19 protein-coding genes are annotated in these 13,855 nt (G+C 57.1%); 12 read left to right on the top strand and 7 right to left on the bottom strand.

The genetic code is table 11. The features are described from left to right. Positions 1–105 precede the first annotated feature (105 nt). The 9 genes from ACR0NE_RS15445 to ACR0NE_RS15405 are packed head-to-tail and all read left to right on the top strand — an operon-like array spanning position 106 to position 4,636. Positions 106–492, top strand: a complete 387-nt coding sequence (locus tag ACR0NE_RS15445) for a FlgB family protein (RefSeq protein ID WP_170597150.1) — start codon at positions 106–108, stop codon at positions 490–492. Between the two features lie 11 nt (positions 493–503). Further along, positions 504–890: a flagellar basal body rod protein FlgC gene (flgC, locus tag ACR0NE_RS15440; RefSeq protein WP_170597151.1), complete on the top strand. Its 387-nt coding sequence runs from the start codon at positions 504–506 to the stop codon at positions 888–890. Between the two features lie 12 nt (positions 891–902). Then, positions 903–1,193, top strand: a complete 291-nt coding sequence (gene fliE / locus ACR0NE_RS15435) for a flagellar hook-basal body complex protein FliE (protein ID WP_170395268.1) — start codon at positions 903–905, stop codon at positions 1,191–1,193. Positions 1,194–1,196: 3 nt separating this feature from the next. After that, positions 1,197–1,469 (top strand): flagellar biosynthetic protein FliQ, encoded by a 273-nt coding sequence (locus ACR0NE_RS15430; RefSeq protein ID WP_170395271.1) that lies wholly within the window; start codon positions 1,197–1,199, stop codon positions 1,467–1,469. Beyond that, a complete protein-coding gene (locus tag ACR0NE_RS15425; RefSeq protein WP_170408684.1) occupies positions 1,469–2,179 on the top strand; it encodes a flagellar hook-basal body complex protein in 711 nt (236 codons plus the stop codon). Before ACR0NE_RS15430 ends, ACR0NE_RS15425 begins: the two co-directional genes overlap by 1 nt. Positions 2,180–2,200: 21 nt before the next feature. Next, on the top strand, positions 2,201–2,986 hold the full coding sequence (gene flgG / locus ACR0NE_RS15420; RefSeq protein WP_170395277.1) for a flagellar basal-body rod protein FlgG: 786 nt from the start codon (positions 2,201–2,203) through the stop codon (positions 2,984–2,986). Then, entirely contained in the window at positions 2,986–3,399 is a 414-nt protein-coding gene (flgA, locus tag ACR0NE_RS15415; RefSeq protein WP_170597152.1) for a flagellar basal body P-ring formation chaperone FlgA, read from the top strand. Before flgG ends, flgA begins: the two co-directional genes overlap by 1 nt. Beyond that, positions 3,399–4,130: a flagellar basal body L-ring protein FlgH gene (gene flgH / locus ACR0NE_RS15410; protein WP_170395282.1), complete on the top strand. Its 732-nt coding sequence runs from the start codon at positions 3,399–3,401 to the stop codon at positions 4,128–4,130. Before flgA ends, flgH begins: the two co-directional genes overlap by 1 nt. 11 nt (positions 4,131–4,141) lie before the next feature. Continuing rightward, a complete protein-coding gene (locus tag ACR0NE_RS15405; RefSeq protein ID WP_170408681.1) occupies positions 4,142–4,636 on the top strand; it encodes a flagellar basal body-associated FliL family protein in 495 nt (164 codons plus the stop codon). A gap of 11 nt (positions 4,637–4,647) precedes the next feature. Here ACR0NE_RS15405 and ACR0NE_RS15400 read toward each other — a convergent pair whose 3' ends face one another. From ACR0NE_RS15400 to ACR0NE_RS15370, 7 genes are all read right to left on the bottom strand, one after another. Continuing rightward, entirely contained in the window at positions 4,648–5,007 is a 360-nt protein-coding gene (locus tag ACR0NE_RS15400; protein WP_480459809.1) for a hypothetical protein, read from the bottom strand. Positions 5,008–5,030: 23 nt separating this feature from the next. Continuing rightward, entirely contained in the window at positions 5,031–6,116 is a 1,086-nt protein-coding gene (flhB, locus tag ACR0NE_RS15395; RefSeq protein WP_170597154.1) for a flagellar type III secretion system protein FlhB, read from the bottom strand. After that, positions 6,113–6,886: a flagellar biosynthetic protein FliR gene (locus tag ACR0NE_RS15390; protein WP_170597155.1), complete on the bottom strand. Its 774-nt coding sequence runs from the start codon at positions 6,884–6,886 to the stop codon at positions 6,113–6,115. Before ACR0NE_RS15390 ends, flhB begins: the two co-directional genes overlap by 4 nt. After that, entirely contained in the window at positions 6,883–8,970 is a 2,088-nt protein-coding gene (gene flhA / locus ACR0NE_RS15385) for a flagellar biosynthesis protein FlhA (RefSeq protein WP_170597156.1), read from the bottom strand. The genes ACR0NE_RS15390 and flhA overlap by 4 nt, the downstream gene beginning before the upstream one ends. Positions 8,971–8,979: 9 nt before the next feature. Further along, on the bottom strand, positions 8,980–9,648 hold the full coding sequence (locus ACR0NE_RS15380; RefSeq protein WP_170597157.1) for a transglycosylase SLT domain-containing protein: 669 nt from the start codon (positions 9,646–9,648) through the stop codon (positions 8,980–8,982). A gap of 72 nt (positions 9,649–9,720) precedes the next feature. Beyond that, on the bottom strand, positions 9,721–10,149 hold the full coding sequence (locus ACR0NE_RS15375) for an Lrp/AsnC family transcriptional regulator (protein ID WP_170597158.1): 429 nt from the start codon (positions 10,147–10,149) through the stop codon (positions 9,721–9,723). 56 nt (positions 10,150–10,205) lie between these two features. Beyond that, complete coding sequence (locus tag ACR0NE_RS15370; RefSeq protein WP_170597159.1) at positions 10,206–11,525, bottom strand: MFS transporter; 1,320 nt, start codon at positions 11,523–11,525, stop codon at positions 10,206–10,208. Between the two features lie 143 nt (positions 11,526–11,668). On the opposite strand from ACR0NE_RS15370, the gene ACR0NE_RS15365 reads away from it, so the two are divergent. From ACR0NE_RS15365 to ACR0NE_RS15355, 3 genes are read left to right on the top strand one after another with little or no spacing between them, the layout of a single operon-like run. Continuing rightward, the gene (locus tag ACR0NE_RS15365) at positions 11,669–12,283 is read left to right on the top strand and encodes a ribonuclease D (RefSeq protein WP_170597160.1); all 615 of its coding nucleotides are present in this window, start codon (positions 11,669–11,671) and stop codon (positions 12,281–12,283) included. Next, entirely contained in the window at positions 12,280–13,242 is a 963-nt protein-coding gene (locus ACR0NE_RS15360; protein ID WP_170597161.1) for a KpsF/GutQ family sugar-phosphate isomerase, read from the top strand. The genes ACR0NE_RS15365 and ACR0NE_RS15360 overlap by 4 nt, the downstream gene beginning before the upstream one ends. Positions 13,243–13,246: 4 nt before the next feature. After that, positions 13,247–13,855 carry an LPS export ABC transporter periplasmic protein LptC gene (locus tag ACR0NE_RS15355; RefSeq protein WP_170408672.1) on the top strand — a complete coding sequence of 203 codons (609 nt, stop codon included), beginning with the start codon at positions 13,247–13,249 and terminating at the stop codon, positions 13,853–13,855.

Here is a 13,855-nt window from a genome sequence, read left to right as displayed (position 1 = left end):
GATCGAGATCGGCCATCGCAGGTCCTCCAAATAGATTTGTTGAAAACGGTTTCTAAAGGAATCGGGGTTAAGCCTTGATTGAAATTGATCGAGGGAGAAGCCCCGATGTTCAATGATCTGAACGTCTTTAAGACTGCGTACGCAATGGCAGCCCATGCCGGACAACGGCAAGCGGTTGTTGCGCGCAACATGGCCAACGCGGATACGCCGGGATACAAGTCCCGCGATATTGAAGCATTCCAGACAGCGTTAGAAAACACGAGCCAAGAGGTCGCGATGACCGCGACTCGGACGGGTCATCTGAATGGTGATGTGCGCGCTCAGCCTTGGGCTGAATTCACGGTCGCGGCTTCGAGCGATCCGAATGGCAATGGTGTTTCATTGGAAGAAGAGATGCTGAAAGCTGTCGAGGTCAAGCGACAACATGACCGGGCATTAGCGATCTACAAGTCTTCAATCGGTGTGCTGCGCACGAGCCTGGGCCGGGCATAGGGGAATTCACGATGAGCGATTTTTCCTACTCGTTGGACGCGTCGGCTAGCGCACTGCGTGCGCAAGCAGCGCGGTTGCGTCATGTGTCCGAGAACATCTCGAACGCCGATACGCCCGGATACCGGCGTAAGACAGTCCCGTTTGAGACAGTCGAACGGGACGGAAATGAAATGGTTCAGGTGGGGCGCGTCAAACTCGATCGTCGCGACCTGAGCCGAATTTATGATCCTGGCCACCCTATGGCTGATGAGACTGGCCATTACAGAGGATCAAACGTCGATCTGATGATCGAAATAGCAGACGCCCGAGAGGCGCAGCGCAGCTATGAAGCCAACCTCAAGATGTTCGACCAGACCCGGCAGATGTCATCGAGTCTGATGGATCTACTCCGAAAATAAAGGAATACCAGAATGGATGTTCGCTCACTTACCGCCGCGCAGAATTATACGGGTGCGCGCCCAGCAACGCAGGCCGACCCCGAACATCAGGGGACAGCGCAAGGGCTGCGATCCTCGTTTCAGGATTTCGTGGCGACGCTGAAACACAGCGAGCAAGTCACGCAATCTTCGATGGTTGGGCAGGCCGACCCGCACGCTTTGGTTCAGGCGCTGGCGCAGACAGAGTTGGCAGTGGAAACGGCTGTGATTGTTCGGAACAAAGTCGTTGAAGCCTATCAGGAAATCTTGCGGATGCCGGTCTGAACGATGCTGAGCGAAGGTCTGTTCTACGACATCGTGCGCCAGGCGCTTTGGGTTGCAGTCATCACGTCGGTTCCGATCCTGGCGGTGGCGCTGATCTCGGGCCTTACAGTTGGTTTGTTTCAGGCGCTGACCTCGGTTCAGGAGATGACCCTGACCTTCGTGCCTAAGCTGATTGCAATCGTGGTCGTGTTCTGGATGTCGATGGGCTTCATGACCCAGACCCTTGTTACGTTTTTTACCGGGACATTGGTCCCGCTTATTGCCGGAGGTCGCTAATGGACACCGCTTATGTCACCTTGTCCCGCCAATCCGGTCTCATGGATGAGATGCGAATGGTGGCCAACAATATCGCCAATGCCAACACGACCGGGTATCGTCAGCAGGGGTTGGTGTTCTCCGAATTCGTCCGGGATATGCCGGGCAATCCTTCACTATCGCTCAGCCGTGCGCAGGTTCGAAACACTTCTCTTCAACAAGGTGTGCTGACCGAGACAGGCGGGTCCTTCGACTTTGCCATCGAAGGGGACGGGTTCTTTATGATCGAAACGCCCGCAGGGAACCGCCTGACGCGTTCCGGCAGTTTCTCACCCAATGCTGAGGGCGATCTGGTGACGATGGACGGGCACCGGGTTCTGGACAGCAATGGCGCGTCGGTCTTTGTCCCGCCCGACGCCGCAACGATCGATGTTGGCAGCGACGGCACGATGAGCGTCGATGGACAACTTCTGAGCCAGATCGGTGTCTACAACGTCGCCGATCCCGAAAACCTGGTGCGCGAAGGAAGCACACATTTTCGTGCAGGCGGGCAGGTGGACCCGGTGGACGAGCCGGTCGTGCTGCATCGGTTCCTCGAAGGATCGAATGTCAATGCCATTGGTCAGGTGACCCGGATGATTGAAATTCAGCGGGCCTACGAGCTCGGGCAGAGTTTTCTTGAGGCCGAAGACGAACGGGTTCGCGGGGCGCTTAAGGCATTGATGCGCTGATTACCGGAAGGAGAATACGACATGCGAGCATTGAAGATCGCGGCTACGGGCATGACCGCACAGCAGATGCGGGTTGAGACAATTTCAAACAACCTCGCGAATATGAATACAACCGGCTACAACACCCGCCGGGCCGAGTTTGCCGATCTGCACTATCAACAGATGGCGCGCGCCGGGGCGGTCAATGCCTCGGATGGAACGGTCCTTCCGACAGGTATTCAGCTGGGGTTGGGCGTGCGCCCTGCCGCCGTCACCGTACAGCTGGAACAGGGTGGGCTCTCGGCAACGGGCAGTGATCTGGATGTCGCCATTGAAGGGCGAGGTTATCTTGAAGTCACCATGCCGAATGGCCAATCCGCCTTTACCCGAGACGGAAGCCTGAAACGTTCGGCCGAAGGTCTGATCGTAACTTCTGATGGCTTTGCCGTTGCCCCTGAAATTACCATTCCAGACGATGCCAGATCGATCTCAATCAATGCGGCGGGTGAGGTCTATGCCTATTTCGATGATACGGCCGAGGGGCAGTTGCTGGGCGAGTTTACGCTGGCCAGCTTCTCGAACGCCAAGGGTCTTGAGGCGATTGGTAGCAACCTCTTCAAGGAAACCGAAGCCTCGGGCGCTCCGGTTGTCGGCACCCCGGGCGAAGATGGGCTGGGCACATTGCGGCAGGGCTATCTTGAGGACAGCTCAGTCGATGCGGTGCGCGAGGTCACGGAACTGATCGAAGCGCAGCGTGGCTATGAAATGAACGCCAAAGTTATTTCCGCCGTCGACCAGATGATGGGCGCGACCACGCAGGTGCGGTGATGCGTCTGTTAACCCTCATACTATGCCTGACGCCGATGCCAAGCTTGGCCGAGATCGTTGTGCCGACCCGCACGATCCGCGCCAAAGAGGTCATTGTCTCATCCGACCTCGAAGTCAAAACCTCTGAGGTCAATGGGGCGGTTCGTAGGCCAGAGGATCTTATCGGTCAGGAGGCACGTGTTGCGCTTTATCCAGGTCGGCCAATCCGCCCTGCCGATGTCGGTCCGCCTGCGATCGTGGACCGAAACGATCTGGTGACGCTGGTGTTCGATCACGTCGCGCTATCGATCACTGCCGAAGGCCGCGCGTTGGGTCGGGGCGCAGCAGGCGAGCGTATCCGTGTCATGAATCTGGCGTCTCGCACAACAGTAACGGGCGTAATCCGTCCCGATGGACAAATTGAGGTTAAATGATGCCGAGCCTTTCGAAACCCCTGCTATTTGTCGTTCTGAGTGTTGCGGCGTGTGGACGATTGGACCACCTTGGCAAGCCGCCCAGCCTGACACCAAACACGGAATCGCCTGAGCATGTTGCGATGCTGTGGCCCGGACTACCTTTGCACAGCCAGCCTCAGCGAACCGTTGATCAGTCATCTTTGTGGAGTGGCGGTCAGCATTCCTTGCTTGGTGATCAACGGGCGATGAAAAAAGGGGATATTCTGACAGTCGTGATCGAGCTGGATGAAAAGGCCGAAATATCCAACGACACCAACCGGTCGCGGGCCGGGTCAGAAAGTCTTGCGGTGCCGGAACTCTTCGGCCTTCCTCAGCGCGCAGGTGAACGCCTGCCGGAAGGCGCCTCACTTGATGATGCCGTTTCAATTGACTCGGCTTCGGTCAGCAAAGGCAAGGGATCGGTCAAACGCAAAGAAAAATTGACCTTGCGCGTGGCAGCAACGGTCGTCGACGTGTTGCCAAACGGTGTGCTTTCGATTTCTGGATCGCAAGAACTGCGGGTGAATTTCGAACTTCGGGAATTGCTGGTCTCGGGCTATGTCCGCCCCGAAGATATCTCGCGCCAGAATGAAATCACCTATGACAAGATCGCGTCAGCGCGGGTGTCTTATGGTGGCCGCGGGCAGATCACGGATGTGCAGCAACCACGCTATGGACAACAGATACTTGATACCTTGCTACCGTTCTGAGGGCCGCTCTGATGGGAAAACTACTACCGATCGTTTTTCTGGTTTTCGGCCTGGCTGCCGGTGCGGGCGCCCGGATCCTATTGTCCCCTTCCGGGGAAGCTGAAGATCTTGCGGAGGCTGGGCAAAAACCCAATGAAGACAAGAAAAACAAAACTAAACCCGGCAAAGATGATCAATCGGAAACACATGAGTACCTGAAACTCACCAAACAGTTCGTGGTCCCCGTGGTTTCCGAGGACGAGATATCGGCGCTCGTCACCATGTCCCTCAGCCTTGAGGTGAGGCCGGGGATTGCCGAAGCGTTTTATGAGATCGAGCCAAAATTAAGGGACCGGTTTCTGCAAGTTCTGTTTGATCACGCCAATATCGGCGGGTTTGACGGCGCATTCACGCGGTCAGACAACCTGACGGCATTGCGCAATGCGTTGCTGGAGGTTGCGAGAAAGGATCTGGGCGAAGATGTCTCGCAAGTTCTGATCATGAGTGTCAGCCGACAGGATACCTGAACGGGTTGGGGTTACGAATCCTGAGCCTTAGATTGTCGCACGCGTCGCTTGTGTTCTTGCAGGCGGCGCGACAGATCGGCAACGGCCAGTTTGCGCCCAAATGCCCCACGCAATTCTTCCATTGCCGCAAGCTTTTGTGATCGCAGGCGCGCCAACTCGGTGTTCAGGTTGCGCCGTGTCAAAGATTCCCAGCCGTGCCACAACAGGTCTGTGCCGGTGACCTGATAGCCATCCGACTGTGAACTCGTCGCTTTTACTTCGGCTAATTGAGAATCCAGACGCGTCAATTGCTGAAGCAACTGGGCTTCGCGCTGCAACAAAGGGTGCAATTTTTGGTGTTCCTGTTGATAAACAGCTTCGACGACGGTCAAAAGGTTGTCTATGCGATCTTGCGTCATCCGACCTGGCCCTTCGCTCGTTTGCGCATGGCTTCGGCAAACCGAATAGCTGCTGCAACGGGTCGGTAGTATTCTTCGGTAATTTCCTGTCCGATCCCGACGGTCGCGTGCAATGCGCGTGCTGTTGGTGGATCGGAATGAATAGGAATGCCTGCGTCTCCGGCCGTGGCCCTGATTGTTGCCGCGATTTCATCTACCCCTTTGGCGACGCAAACCGGAGCGCTGCCACTTGCTCGCGACCATTTCAGCGCCACCGCATAATGCGTCGGGTTGACGATCACCACATCGGCCTTGGGCACATCCGCCATCATCTGATTGGTTGCTATGTCCTGCGCGCGTTGGCGACGCTGCTGTTTGACGTGCGGATCACCCTCGGAATCCTTGGTTTCATCCTGAATTTCTTTGCGTGACATTCTGTTTTTGCGAAGGTGTTCGGCATGTTGCCACAGATAGTCGATCATGCCGATCGCCAGCGCGATCATTATGACGATAAACAGAAATTGGCTGAGTAAGTTCATCATCAACAGAATTGAGGATCTCGGGGCGGCTGCACTGGCTGTCAGAATCTCGGGCAGGTGGGCGTGCAAAAATAGGGTCAGGCATGTTCCATAGATCAACAATTTAACAAAGCTCTTGGCGAATTCGAACAACCCGCCCCGGCCAAACTTGTTCTTTGCGTTTGAGACGATCGAGATGCGTGAACCGCGTGGTTTCAGCTTTTCCGGCGCGAAGATCAGTGCGCGCTGGGCGATCAGGCTGAGCAACACCGCGACTGCCGGAACGATAAACAACGCGGCGATTGGTGCCAGAGTTGATCTCAGAATCCCAGCGACGGTGGATGTCGCGGGTCCGACGGTCAGCAAGCTTGCGAATTGATCTGATTGGTCGATCAAGACCACGAACAGAGTCCCCAGATGCTCTGCCGTGAATTGCCCCGTGAGCAAAAGTGCGACGAGCAGTCCCATGTATGCAGCCACCACCGACAGATCATTGGACTTCGCCACCTCGCCTTTTTTGCGGGCTTTTTCCAGCTTTTGCGGGGTCGCCTCAAATGACTTATCACTGTCGTCTGATGCGCTCATCTCAGCCCTCCCAGAGGATTTTGGAGAAAGGCGAACAAAGCGTCAGACCAGGTTGCCAGGATCAATGGTGCCCCGGCGAAAAGCAGGAAAAGGCCTGCGAAAGTGATTGCTGGGGCACCGACAAAAGCGACCATGAGCTGCGGCATGGCGCGGTTAATTACGCCCAGTGCGAGGTTGTAGATCAGCGATGCGATGACAAAGGGCATAGCCAGCGCAAAGGCCAGTCCAAAGCTGCGGGCGACTTGCGCAACGCCCCATTGCGACAGATCAGGCGCAGTTGGAAGCGCGCCCATCGGAAACAGCATATAGCTGTGGATCATGAACTGCGCTGCACGGATATGAAGGCCAAGCAATACCGCCAGCGCCAAGCCGGCCAGCGTCAGCAGATACCCCATCGCCGGGACAGGTTCTGCGGCCGCTCCGCCCAGGATCTGAGACAAGGATGTCGCTTGCGCCGCGATTGAACCTGCAGTTTGTAGTGCAAGGACAAATAGGCGCAACCCGATGCCGAGCATAAGACCGATCAAGACTTCGATGGTGATTAATCCAATCATTTTGTGAAAGCCCGGCATAACACCCGATGCGGGTATGGCGGGAATGACAATCATTGTGAAAGCAACTGCCACGCCCAGTTTGACCCGCACAGGGACGCTGCGTTCACCAAAGGCCGGTAGCAGCGAAACCAATGCGGACACACGAAGAAATACGGCGAACAGATGCCACAGGTTTTGCCCCAGATGTGGCAAAAGCTCTGACGGGACTGAGATCACGCGGGCACCGTTCCGACCAAGGCGGGGCGCGCCTCAAGCCCGATCTCTTCAAAAGACAGGACGGGGTTGGCGACGCCGCGCGCGTGCATAATGGTCCTGAGCAATCTGCGTCGGCGGGTCGTGGTTACGACCGCCGGGAACAACCCGTGATCTGCTGATTTTGCGACGCTATCGACAACTCCATCGGCCAGCTTATTGAACAGGTTGGGCGGTAGTGCCACGTCGATACCTGCGTTCGCGGCGTCGATCTGGTAGGTGGCAAATGTGTCCTCCCATTCCGGCGCGAGTTGGATCAGAGGGATCGAGCCGTCCTCGCGCTTCATGTCGGCAACCAGTTGAAAGCCCAGCCGCTGGCGGACCAGTTCGCAGATCCCTTCGGGCTGGGTGGTGGTCAATCGTGCTTCGGCCACGCTTTCAAGGATCAGGGCCATGTTTCGGATCGACACCCGTTCGTCGAGCAACAACCGCAGGACTGCATGCAGCGTATCGATCGGCACCTTGTCTGGGATCAGCTCGTCCAGCAGTTTGCGGTTGGCTTCCGCTCGGGTCGGATCGCTGAGCCGCGTCATCTCGGACAGCAGGCGGCGAAGGGATTTCAGGGTCAAAAGGCGCGAGAAATTCTGTTTGATGATCTCAAGCAGATGGGTCGCCAGAATTTCAGGAGGGGTGACGATGGTGGCCCCATTCAGTGCGGCGACCTCCTGGTCCTTGGGCAATATCCAGCGCGCCGGGGCACCGTAGACGGGTTCGGTCACATCGGTGCCATCAGGTAGAAAGTCGTGCCCGTCCTGTACCAGTGCGAGCACAAGTTCAGAATTCAGAACGCCACGCGCCTGTTCGACCCCTTGTACTTTGATCGCATAAGTTCCGGTCGGAAGATCGGCGCGGTCAGTCAATCGAATTTCGGGCAGGATAAGCCCAAAGCTTGAGGCGACATAGGTCCGCATGTTGGCAATCCGCGCGTCAAGGCCGGTACCGGGGTTTAGCACCATGCTGACCAGATCAGGGGCGAATTCCAAGTGAACGTCGTCGAGGTCCAGGATATCACCGATAGCCTGCGAGACCGGAGTATCAGACTCGGCCTCGGGGGTCTGAGCCTCTGCCTCGCTGGCGTTGCGTTGTCTGAGGCCTGAATAAGCCGCATAGCCCAGCACCCCCGCCCCAAGAATGAACGGTAAGAACGGCAAACCGGGCACCAGGGCGAACAGCACCATCAGAACCGCTACGGTGCCCAACGCCGCCGGGTGGCGTCCAAGTTGCGAGAAGAGCGCATTGTCGGTTGCACCCTGCGTACCGCCACGCGCCAACAGCAAGGCGGACGCAATCGAGATGATCACTGCTGGTATCTGCGATACCAACCCGTCCCCAACGGTCAGGATTGCATAGGTTTCGAAGGCGGACGATACCGGCATCCCATGCACGATGACCCCCATGACCAATCCCATCACGAGGTTGAGAAGTGTGATCAGCAACCCGGCAATCGCATCGCCTTTGACGAATTTCGACGCGCCGTCGAGCGAACCGAAAAAGGTGGTCTCCTGCTGCTCGCGCTCACGCCGTTCTTTGGCTTGCTGGTGATCGATGGCTCCAGCCGACATGTCACTGTCGATGGCCAACTGTTTGCCTGGCATCCCGTCCAGCGCGAACCGGGCACCCACTTCGGCCATGCGGGCTGCACCTTTTGTGATGACCATGAAGTTCACGATCAGCAGAACGCCAAACACCACAAGGCCCAGAAAGATGCTGCCGCCCATGACAAATTGGGCGAAACCTTCGATCACATCGCCAGCGGCGTTAGTGCCAGTATGCCCCTGACCGATGATCAGCTTCGTCGAAGACACGTTCAGCGACAAGCGCAGCATCAGCGAGGCCAGCAGGATCGTCGGGAAGGATGAGAAATCCAGTGGCCGTTCGATGAACAGCGTCAATGTGAAGATCAGGATCGCCAGCGCAAAGGATGCCGCCAGCCCCACGTCCAGTACCCAGGCTGGCATGGGCAGGATCATCATCACGATGACCGCCATCAGCGCCAGCGCCAGCAATATGGTCGGAGAGAACAAGGTGCGGGGATCGATACGGGGCACTATCTGCTCCTAATTGAAAGCGATAAAGGCGGTGGCTGTAGAGGTTTCGGGAACCAGTGACCCCAGCGCGTTCTGGCCGACCGGATGAGCGTTCAGCGGGATGAGCGGACTGGCAGATGCTGTGAATGGATCGCGTTCGTGGGCTGTGCCCGAGCCATCCAGCTGCGCCAAGACGGTCTGAAAACGATCAGAATATGAGGCCGCAAGGTGCTGCGTGCGCGAGTGGTAGGCCCCGGCAGCGGCAGGCCATGATCCAAGTTCCGCATAAAGCTGGGCCAGAAACCGTGCTGCATAGGTTGCGTTTTCATCCGGATCGAACATCGCGTCGATCGAGCGAAAAGCCTTACCATGCCAACGATAATTGATCTGAAAGCAACCGACGTCAAAGCTGCGTACACCGGATTTGAAGATGTCGAACACGTAAGACTTTGCCTCAACCTCGGAGGCAAACCAATATCCCTGTCCTTCACGATTGACGGTCCATGGCCAGGGTTCCAGAACCCCGTCCAGCGTGCGGCCTGTTTCAACGCGGGCAATTGCCTTTAGAACATCGAGCGGAACGTCTTCGGCCAGCGCAGCCCGTTGCGCTGCGCGGTCACAAAGAGCTGCCGTTGTCGCCGCGTCTGCGGCCTGCGCCAAAAACATAAGCGCCGCAATCAGGAGGTTTTGAATTGGCATTCTGCCGGTCCGGGATTCTGATCAGTCCGGGCCAAGCTATCCAGTTACCTGTTTACAGAGAGTTAGCGTGCCTTAGTTTCGATCAATCTTTCGACCGAAGACCACGCTGGTGTTGGTGCGCGACACGCCAGGGATGCGCGCAAGTTCATCGACCAGAATGTCGAGGTCTTCGATCCGTGGCGCTTCGGCGGAAAGCAGCAGGTCAAATTCGCCATTGATTGATAAACACAGTTTGACCTCGGGATAAGCTTCAAGCCGCTTGATGATCCGTGTGGTTTCTTTCTGCTGCACTTCAAGCAGAACGATGATCTGAACGCGTGGCGTATCTACGGTTTCGCGCAGGACGACCGAGTAACCAGCGATGACGCCCCGCTCTTCCATTCGATTGATGCGTTCATGCACCGTTGTCCGCGCGACGCCAAGTGTTGTTGCAATGCGGGTCGTCGAGTCGCGCGCATTGTGCTGTAAGGCGGCGATGATGCGTCGGTCAAGCTGGTCCATTGCGGCTCCGGGTTCAGGCAACTTCGCCTCGGTTTAGGGTAGTTTGGTGTTCGGGCTCAAGGCTGGTGCGGATAACGGGGATGCAGTTCATCAATGATGATCGGATGCGCATGAGGTTTTGGCCCAGACAGGTGGGGGTGATCCTGTGGGAGGTCAGGGTGGCCGTGAACCACCGCATTGTCTTCGCGCCGTGGCCAGGCAATGAGCACAAGAACCAGACCCAGAATCGCTGCGGTCGCCATTCCGGCCATGGCCACAGTTACGCCAAAGCGAGTCATCAGCCACCCGGCCAGGGGATAAAGCACCAGCCAGCAAGCATGAGACAGAGTGAACTGTGCGGCAAACACAGCGGGTCGATCTTCGGGGTGGGCGGATCGGGTCAGCAGGCGGCCCGAGGGCGTCAACGTGCTGGAGTATCCAAAGCCGACCAATAGCCAGGTCGTTGTCAGTAAGCCCAGCGTCATCGGTAGGGTGGCAGATAGCAGCGCCGCTGCTGCCATGGTGCCCGTCGCCAATGATGCACCACCCAGCATGACGCGACGCTCTGGATTGTGATCCAGAAGGCGTGGCAGTGCAAATGCCGCGAGCATCGAACCGCCACCGAACCCGGCCAGCGCGACGGCAACAGCGCTTTCAGAAAGTCCAAGATCGCCGCGCACGATCACGACCGTGTTGACGATGACCATCGAACTGAGCGCGGCCGCGCTCCAACTCAGCGCCAGCAGCCCCCGCAGGCGCGGGGTTTTAAGGTAAATTCGGATGCCGCGCGTGGTGCGGTCATAGATGCCACGCGGCTGGGATGGTTTGGGTGAGGGCAAAATTGCAGACACCACAAGCAAGGCCGAGGCGACAAAACCGACACAGGTGCCCAGAAACAGGCTGTCGAAACTGACGAACAGCAGCAAGGTGGCGGCCAGCATCGGACTCAGCAGGCTTTCCAGATCGTAAGCCAGCCGCGACAGGGACAGGGCTTTGGTATAGTCCTGTTCGTTGGTCAGCACATCCGGGATGGTGGCCTGAAACGCGGGTGTAAATCCGGCTGAGGCGGATTGCAGCACAAAGATCAGCACGTAGACCTGCCAGATTTCGGACACGAAAGGCAGGCAGAGCGCAACCACGGCGCGTACCAGATCCAGTGCGACCAGCATCCGGCGACGATCCAGCCGCTCGGCAAAGGCAGCAGCAAGCGGGGCAACGGTGACATAGGCGATCATTTTGATCGTCAGAGCGGTACCAAGAACCAACCCTGCGGACTCTCCGGCCAGATCAAAAGCCAACAGCCCAAGGGCCACCGTCGCCAACCCGGTTCCAGTCAGTGCCACGACCTGCGCGGCCAACAGGTGTCTGTAGGTACGGTTTTTCAGGATGCTGAGCATTGTCGGAATTTCTCAATCGCGGTGTCGCATCCATAGTTCTCGTGTTGGCCATAAGGTCAAGGGTGCCGCTTTTCCAAGGACGGCGTTGAGTTTGCGGGCCAAACCGCCTATCTCGGGGCCGAAAGCGCACAAAGGACATTTCCGTGGCGAACCACTTGTATAAAAATGACCTGCCGGACGGGCTGGATCTGGGCCCGGTTGTGGCCATTGACTGTGAAACCATGGGGTTGAACCCGCATCGAGATCGCCTGTGCGTGATCCAGATGTCAGGAGGGGACGGCAACAGCCATATCGTTCAGGTCGAGATTGGGCAGACGCAGGCGCCGAACCTCTGTGCGATGCTGGAAAATCCGAATGTTTTGAAGCTGTTCCACTTTGGCCGCTTCGATATTGCTGCGATGTATCACACCTTTGGCGCTTTGGCCGCCCCGGTCTATTGCACCAAGATCGCCAGCCGTTTGGTGCGCACCTATACTGATCGTCATGGTCTTAAGAATCTGTGTCAGGAACTGATTGGCGTCGATATCTCGAAGCAGCAGCAGATGAGCGATTGGGGCGCTGAAACGCTGACTGATGCCCAGTTGGACTATGCGGCATCGGATGTTTTGTACCTGCACCAACTGCGGGATGCACTGGACGGACGTCTGGCCCGCGAAGGCCGCACCGAAATGGCGCAGGCGTGTTTTGACTTCCTGCCAATGCGTGCGAAGCTTGACCTCGCAGGCTGGCCCGAAACTGATATTTTTGCGCACTCATGACTGACACCGAAGCATTCCTCAGAACAGCCCGGCAGGTCGTTACCGACGAAGCCCGCGCATTGGAGGTCCTTGCCGAAAGCTTGGACGAGCATTTCGCCGAAGCCGTGCAACTGATCCTGCAGGCCACTGGCCGCATCATTATCAGTGGTATCGGCAAATCCGGCCATATTGGCCACAAGATCGCGGCGACTCTGGCCAGCACTGGTACGCCCGCCTATTTTGTCCATCCCGCCGAAGCCAGCCATGGTGATTTGGGCATGGTCTCGAAAGGCGATGTGGTCCTTGCGATCTCGAACTCAGGTGAAGCGCCGGAACTGGCGAACTTGCTGGCCTTTACGCGTCGCTTTGGAATTCCGCTGATCGGGTTGTCGAGCAAGCCGGAAAGCACCTTGATGAAACAGGCGGATGTGCATCTGCTTATCCCGTCACTGGGAGAGGCCTGTGGTTTTGGGATGGTGCCCTCAATCTCGACAACGCTGACACTGGCGATGGGCGACGCGCTGGCGATTGCGCTGATGAAGTACCGGGATTTCAAACCCGAAGATTTCCGCGCTTACCACCCCGGTGGAAAGTTGGGGGCGCAACTGTCTACTGTGCGTGATCTGATGCATGAAGATTTGCCCTTGGTGACCGCTGGCACCCCGATGAGCGAGGCGCTGCTGGTCATGAGTCAGAAGAGCTTTGGTGTTGTGGGAGTCACTGATCATGCAGGTCGTTTGCTGGGTATTGTGACCGATGGCGACCTGCGCAGGAACATGGACGGACTATTGAGCAAAAACACCGAAGAGGTGATGACCGAAAACCCAATGACCATTGCGCCAAGTGCCATGGCGGAGGAGGCGGTTGCAATCATGAACGATCGCAAGATCACGTCACTCTTTGTGGTTGATCCTGACACAAATGGTCCAGCTTTGGGTCTGCTGCACATACATGACTGTCTGCGTGTAGGATTGGGTTAGGAAGATGGCTGAAGTTGATCGCCATTCCCGATGGGTGCAGTTCCTGAAGGTACTGCTACCGCTTGTGGCGATTTTGTTGCTGTCTTCTGTCTTTCTTCTTTCTCGCAGCGTCGACACCAATGTCTCGGTGCCGTTCAGTGATCAGGATATTGACGACCGGCTGACAGATCAGGTGGTCACGCGGCCCGACTATAAAGGTGTCACCCGCAAGGGCGAGGAAATCCGCGTCGAAGCCCGAAGGGCCAGTCAGGGTGGCGATGGCGACACGCCGACGGCAGCCGAAGTGCAGGGTCGCTTTGGACTAAGCAATGGGGGCGAGATCACACTCGAATCCAACACAGGCATCATCAGGCCAGACAAGGGTACTGCAACGTTTGCAGGGGATGTGGTCATCACCACCAGAGACGGCATCCAGGTCACCACCGACCTGTTGAATACGTCGCTGGATGAAATACGTGGTGATAGCCCTGGACAGATTGACGGAACCGGTCCGATTGGCGACTTTACTGCCGGAAGAATGGTGTTTGGGACTGAAAAAAAGGACGGTCCGGTTCATATTCTTTTTACAGGCGGCGTGAAGTTGATATATGAGCCGCAAAAAGCAGAAAGATAA

This window comes from Ruegeria sp. C9 (genome assembly GCF_056537585.1).
The sequence above is the reverse complement of the archived record's forward strand: the minus strand, read 5'-3'. Positions and strand labels throughout refer to the sequence as shown.

Bases quoted from the DNA above. Each gene is read 5' to 3' on its own strand.
- ACR0NE_RS15445 (WP_170597150.1), top strand. From the start codon at position 106: ATGTTCAATGATCTGAACGTCTTTAAGACTGCGTACGCAATGGCAGCC.
- flgC (WP_170597151.1), top strand. From the start codon at position 504: ATGAGCGATTTTTCCTACTCGTTGGACGCGTCGGCTAGCGCACTGCGT.
- fliE (WP_170395268.1), top strand. From the start codon at position 903: ATGGATGTTCGCTCACTTACCGCCGCGCAGAATTATACGGGTGCGCGC.
- ACR0NE_RS15430 (WP_170395271.1), top strand. From the start codon at position 1,197: ATGCTGAGCGAAGGTCTGTTCTACGACATCGTGCGCCAGGCGCTTTGG.
- ACR0NE_RS15425 (WP_170408684.1), top strand. From the start codon at position 1,469: ATGGACACCGCTTATGTCACCTTGTCCCGCCAATCCGGTCTCATGGAT.
- flgG (WP_170395277.1), top strand. From the start codon at position 2,201: ATGCGAGCATTGAAGATCGCGGCTACGGGCATGACCGCACAGCAGATG.
- flgA (WP_170597152.1), top strand. From the start codon at position 2,986: ATGCGTCTGTTAACCCTCATACTATGCCTGACGCCGATGCCAAGCTTG.
- flgH (WP_170395282.1), top strand. From the start codon at position 3,399: ATGCCGAGCCTTTCGAAACCCCTGCTATTTGTCGTTCTGAGTGTTGCG.
- ACR0NE_RS15405 (WP_170408681.1), top strand. From the start codon at position 4,142: ATGGGAAAACTACTACCGATCGTTTTTCTGGTTTTCGGCCTGGCTGCC.
- flhB (WP_170597154.1), bottom strand. From the start codon at position 6,116: ATGAGCGCATCAGACGACAGTGATAAGTCATTTGAGGCGACCCCGCAA.
- ACR0NE_RS15380 (WP_170597157.1), bottom strand. From the start codon at position 9,648: ATGCCAATTCAAAACCTCCTGATTGCGGCGCTTATGTTTTTGGCGCAG.
- ACR0NE_RS15375 (WP_170597158.1), bottom strand. From the start codon at position 10,149: ATGGACCAGCTTGACCGACGCATCATCGCCGCCTTACAGCACAATGCG.
- ACR0NE_RS15370 (WP_170597159.1), bottom strand. From the start codon at position 11,525: ATGCTCAGCATCCTGAAAAACCGTACCTACAGACACCTGTTGGCCGCG.
- ACR0NE_RS15360 (WP_170597161.1), top strand. From the start codon at position 12,280: ATGACTGACACCGAAGCATTCCTCAGAACAGCCCGGCAGGTCGTTACC.
- ACR0NE_RS15355 (WP_170408672.1), top strand. From the start codon at position 13,247: ATGGCTGAAGTTGATCGCCATTCCCGATGGGTGCAGTTCCTGAAGGTA.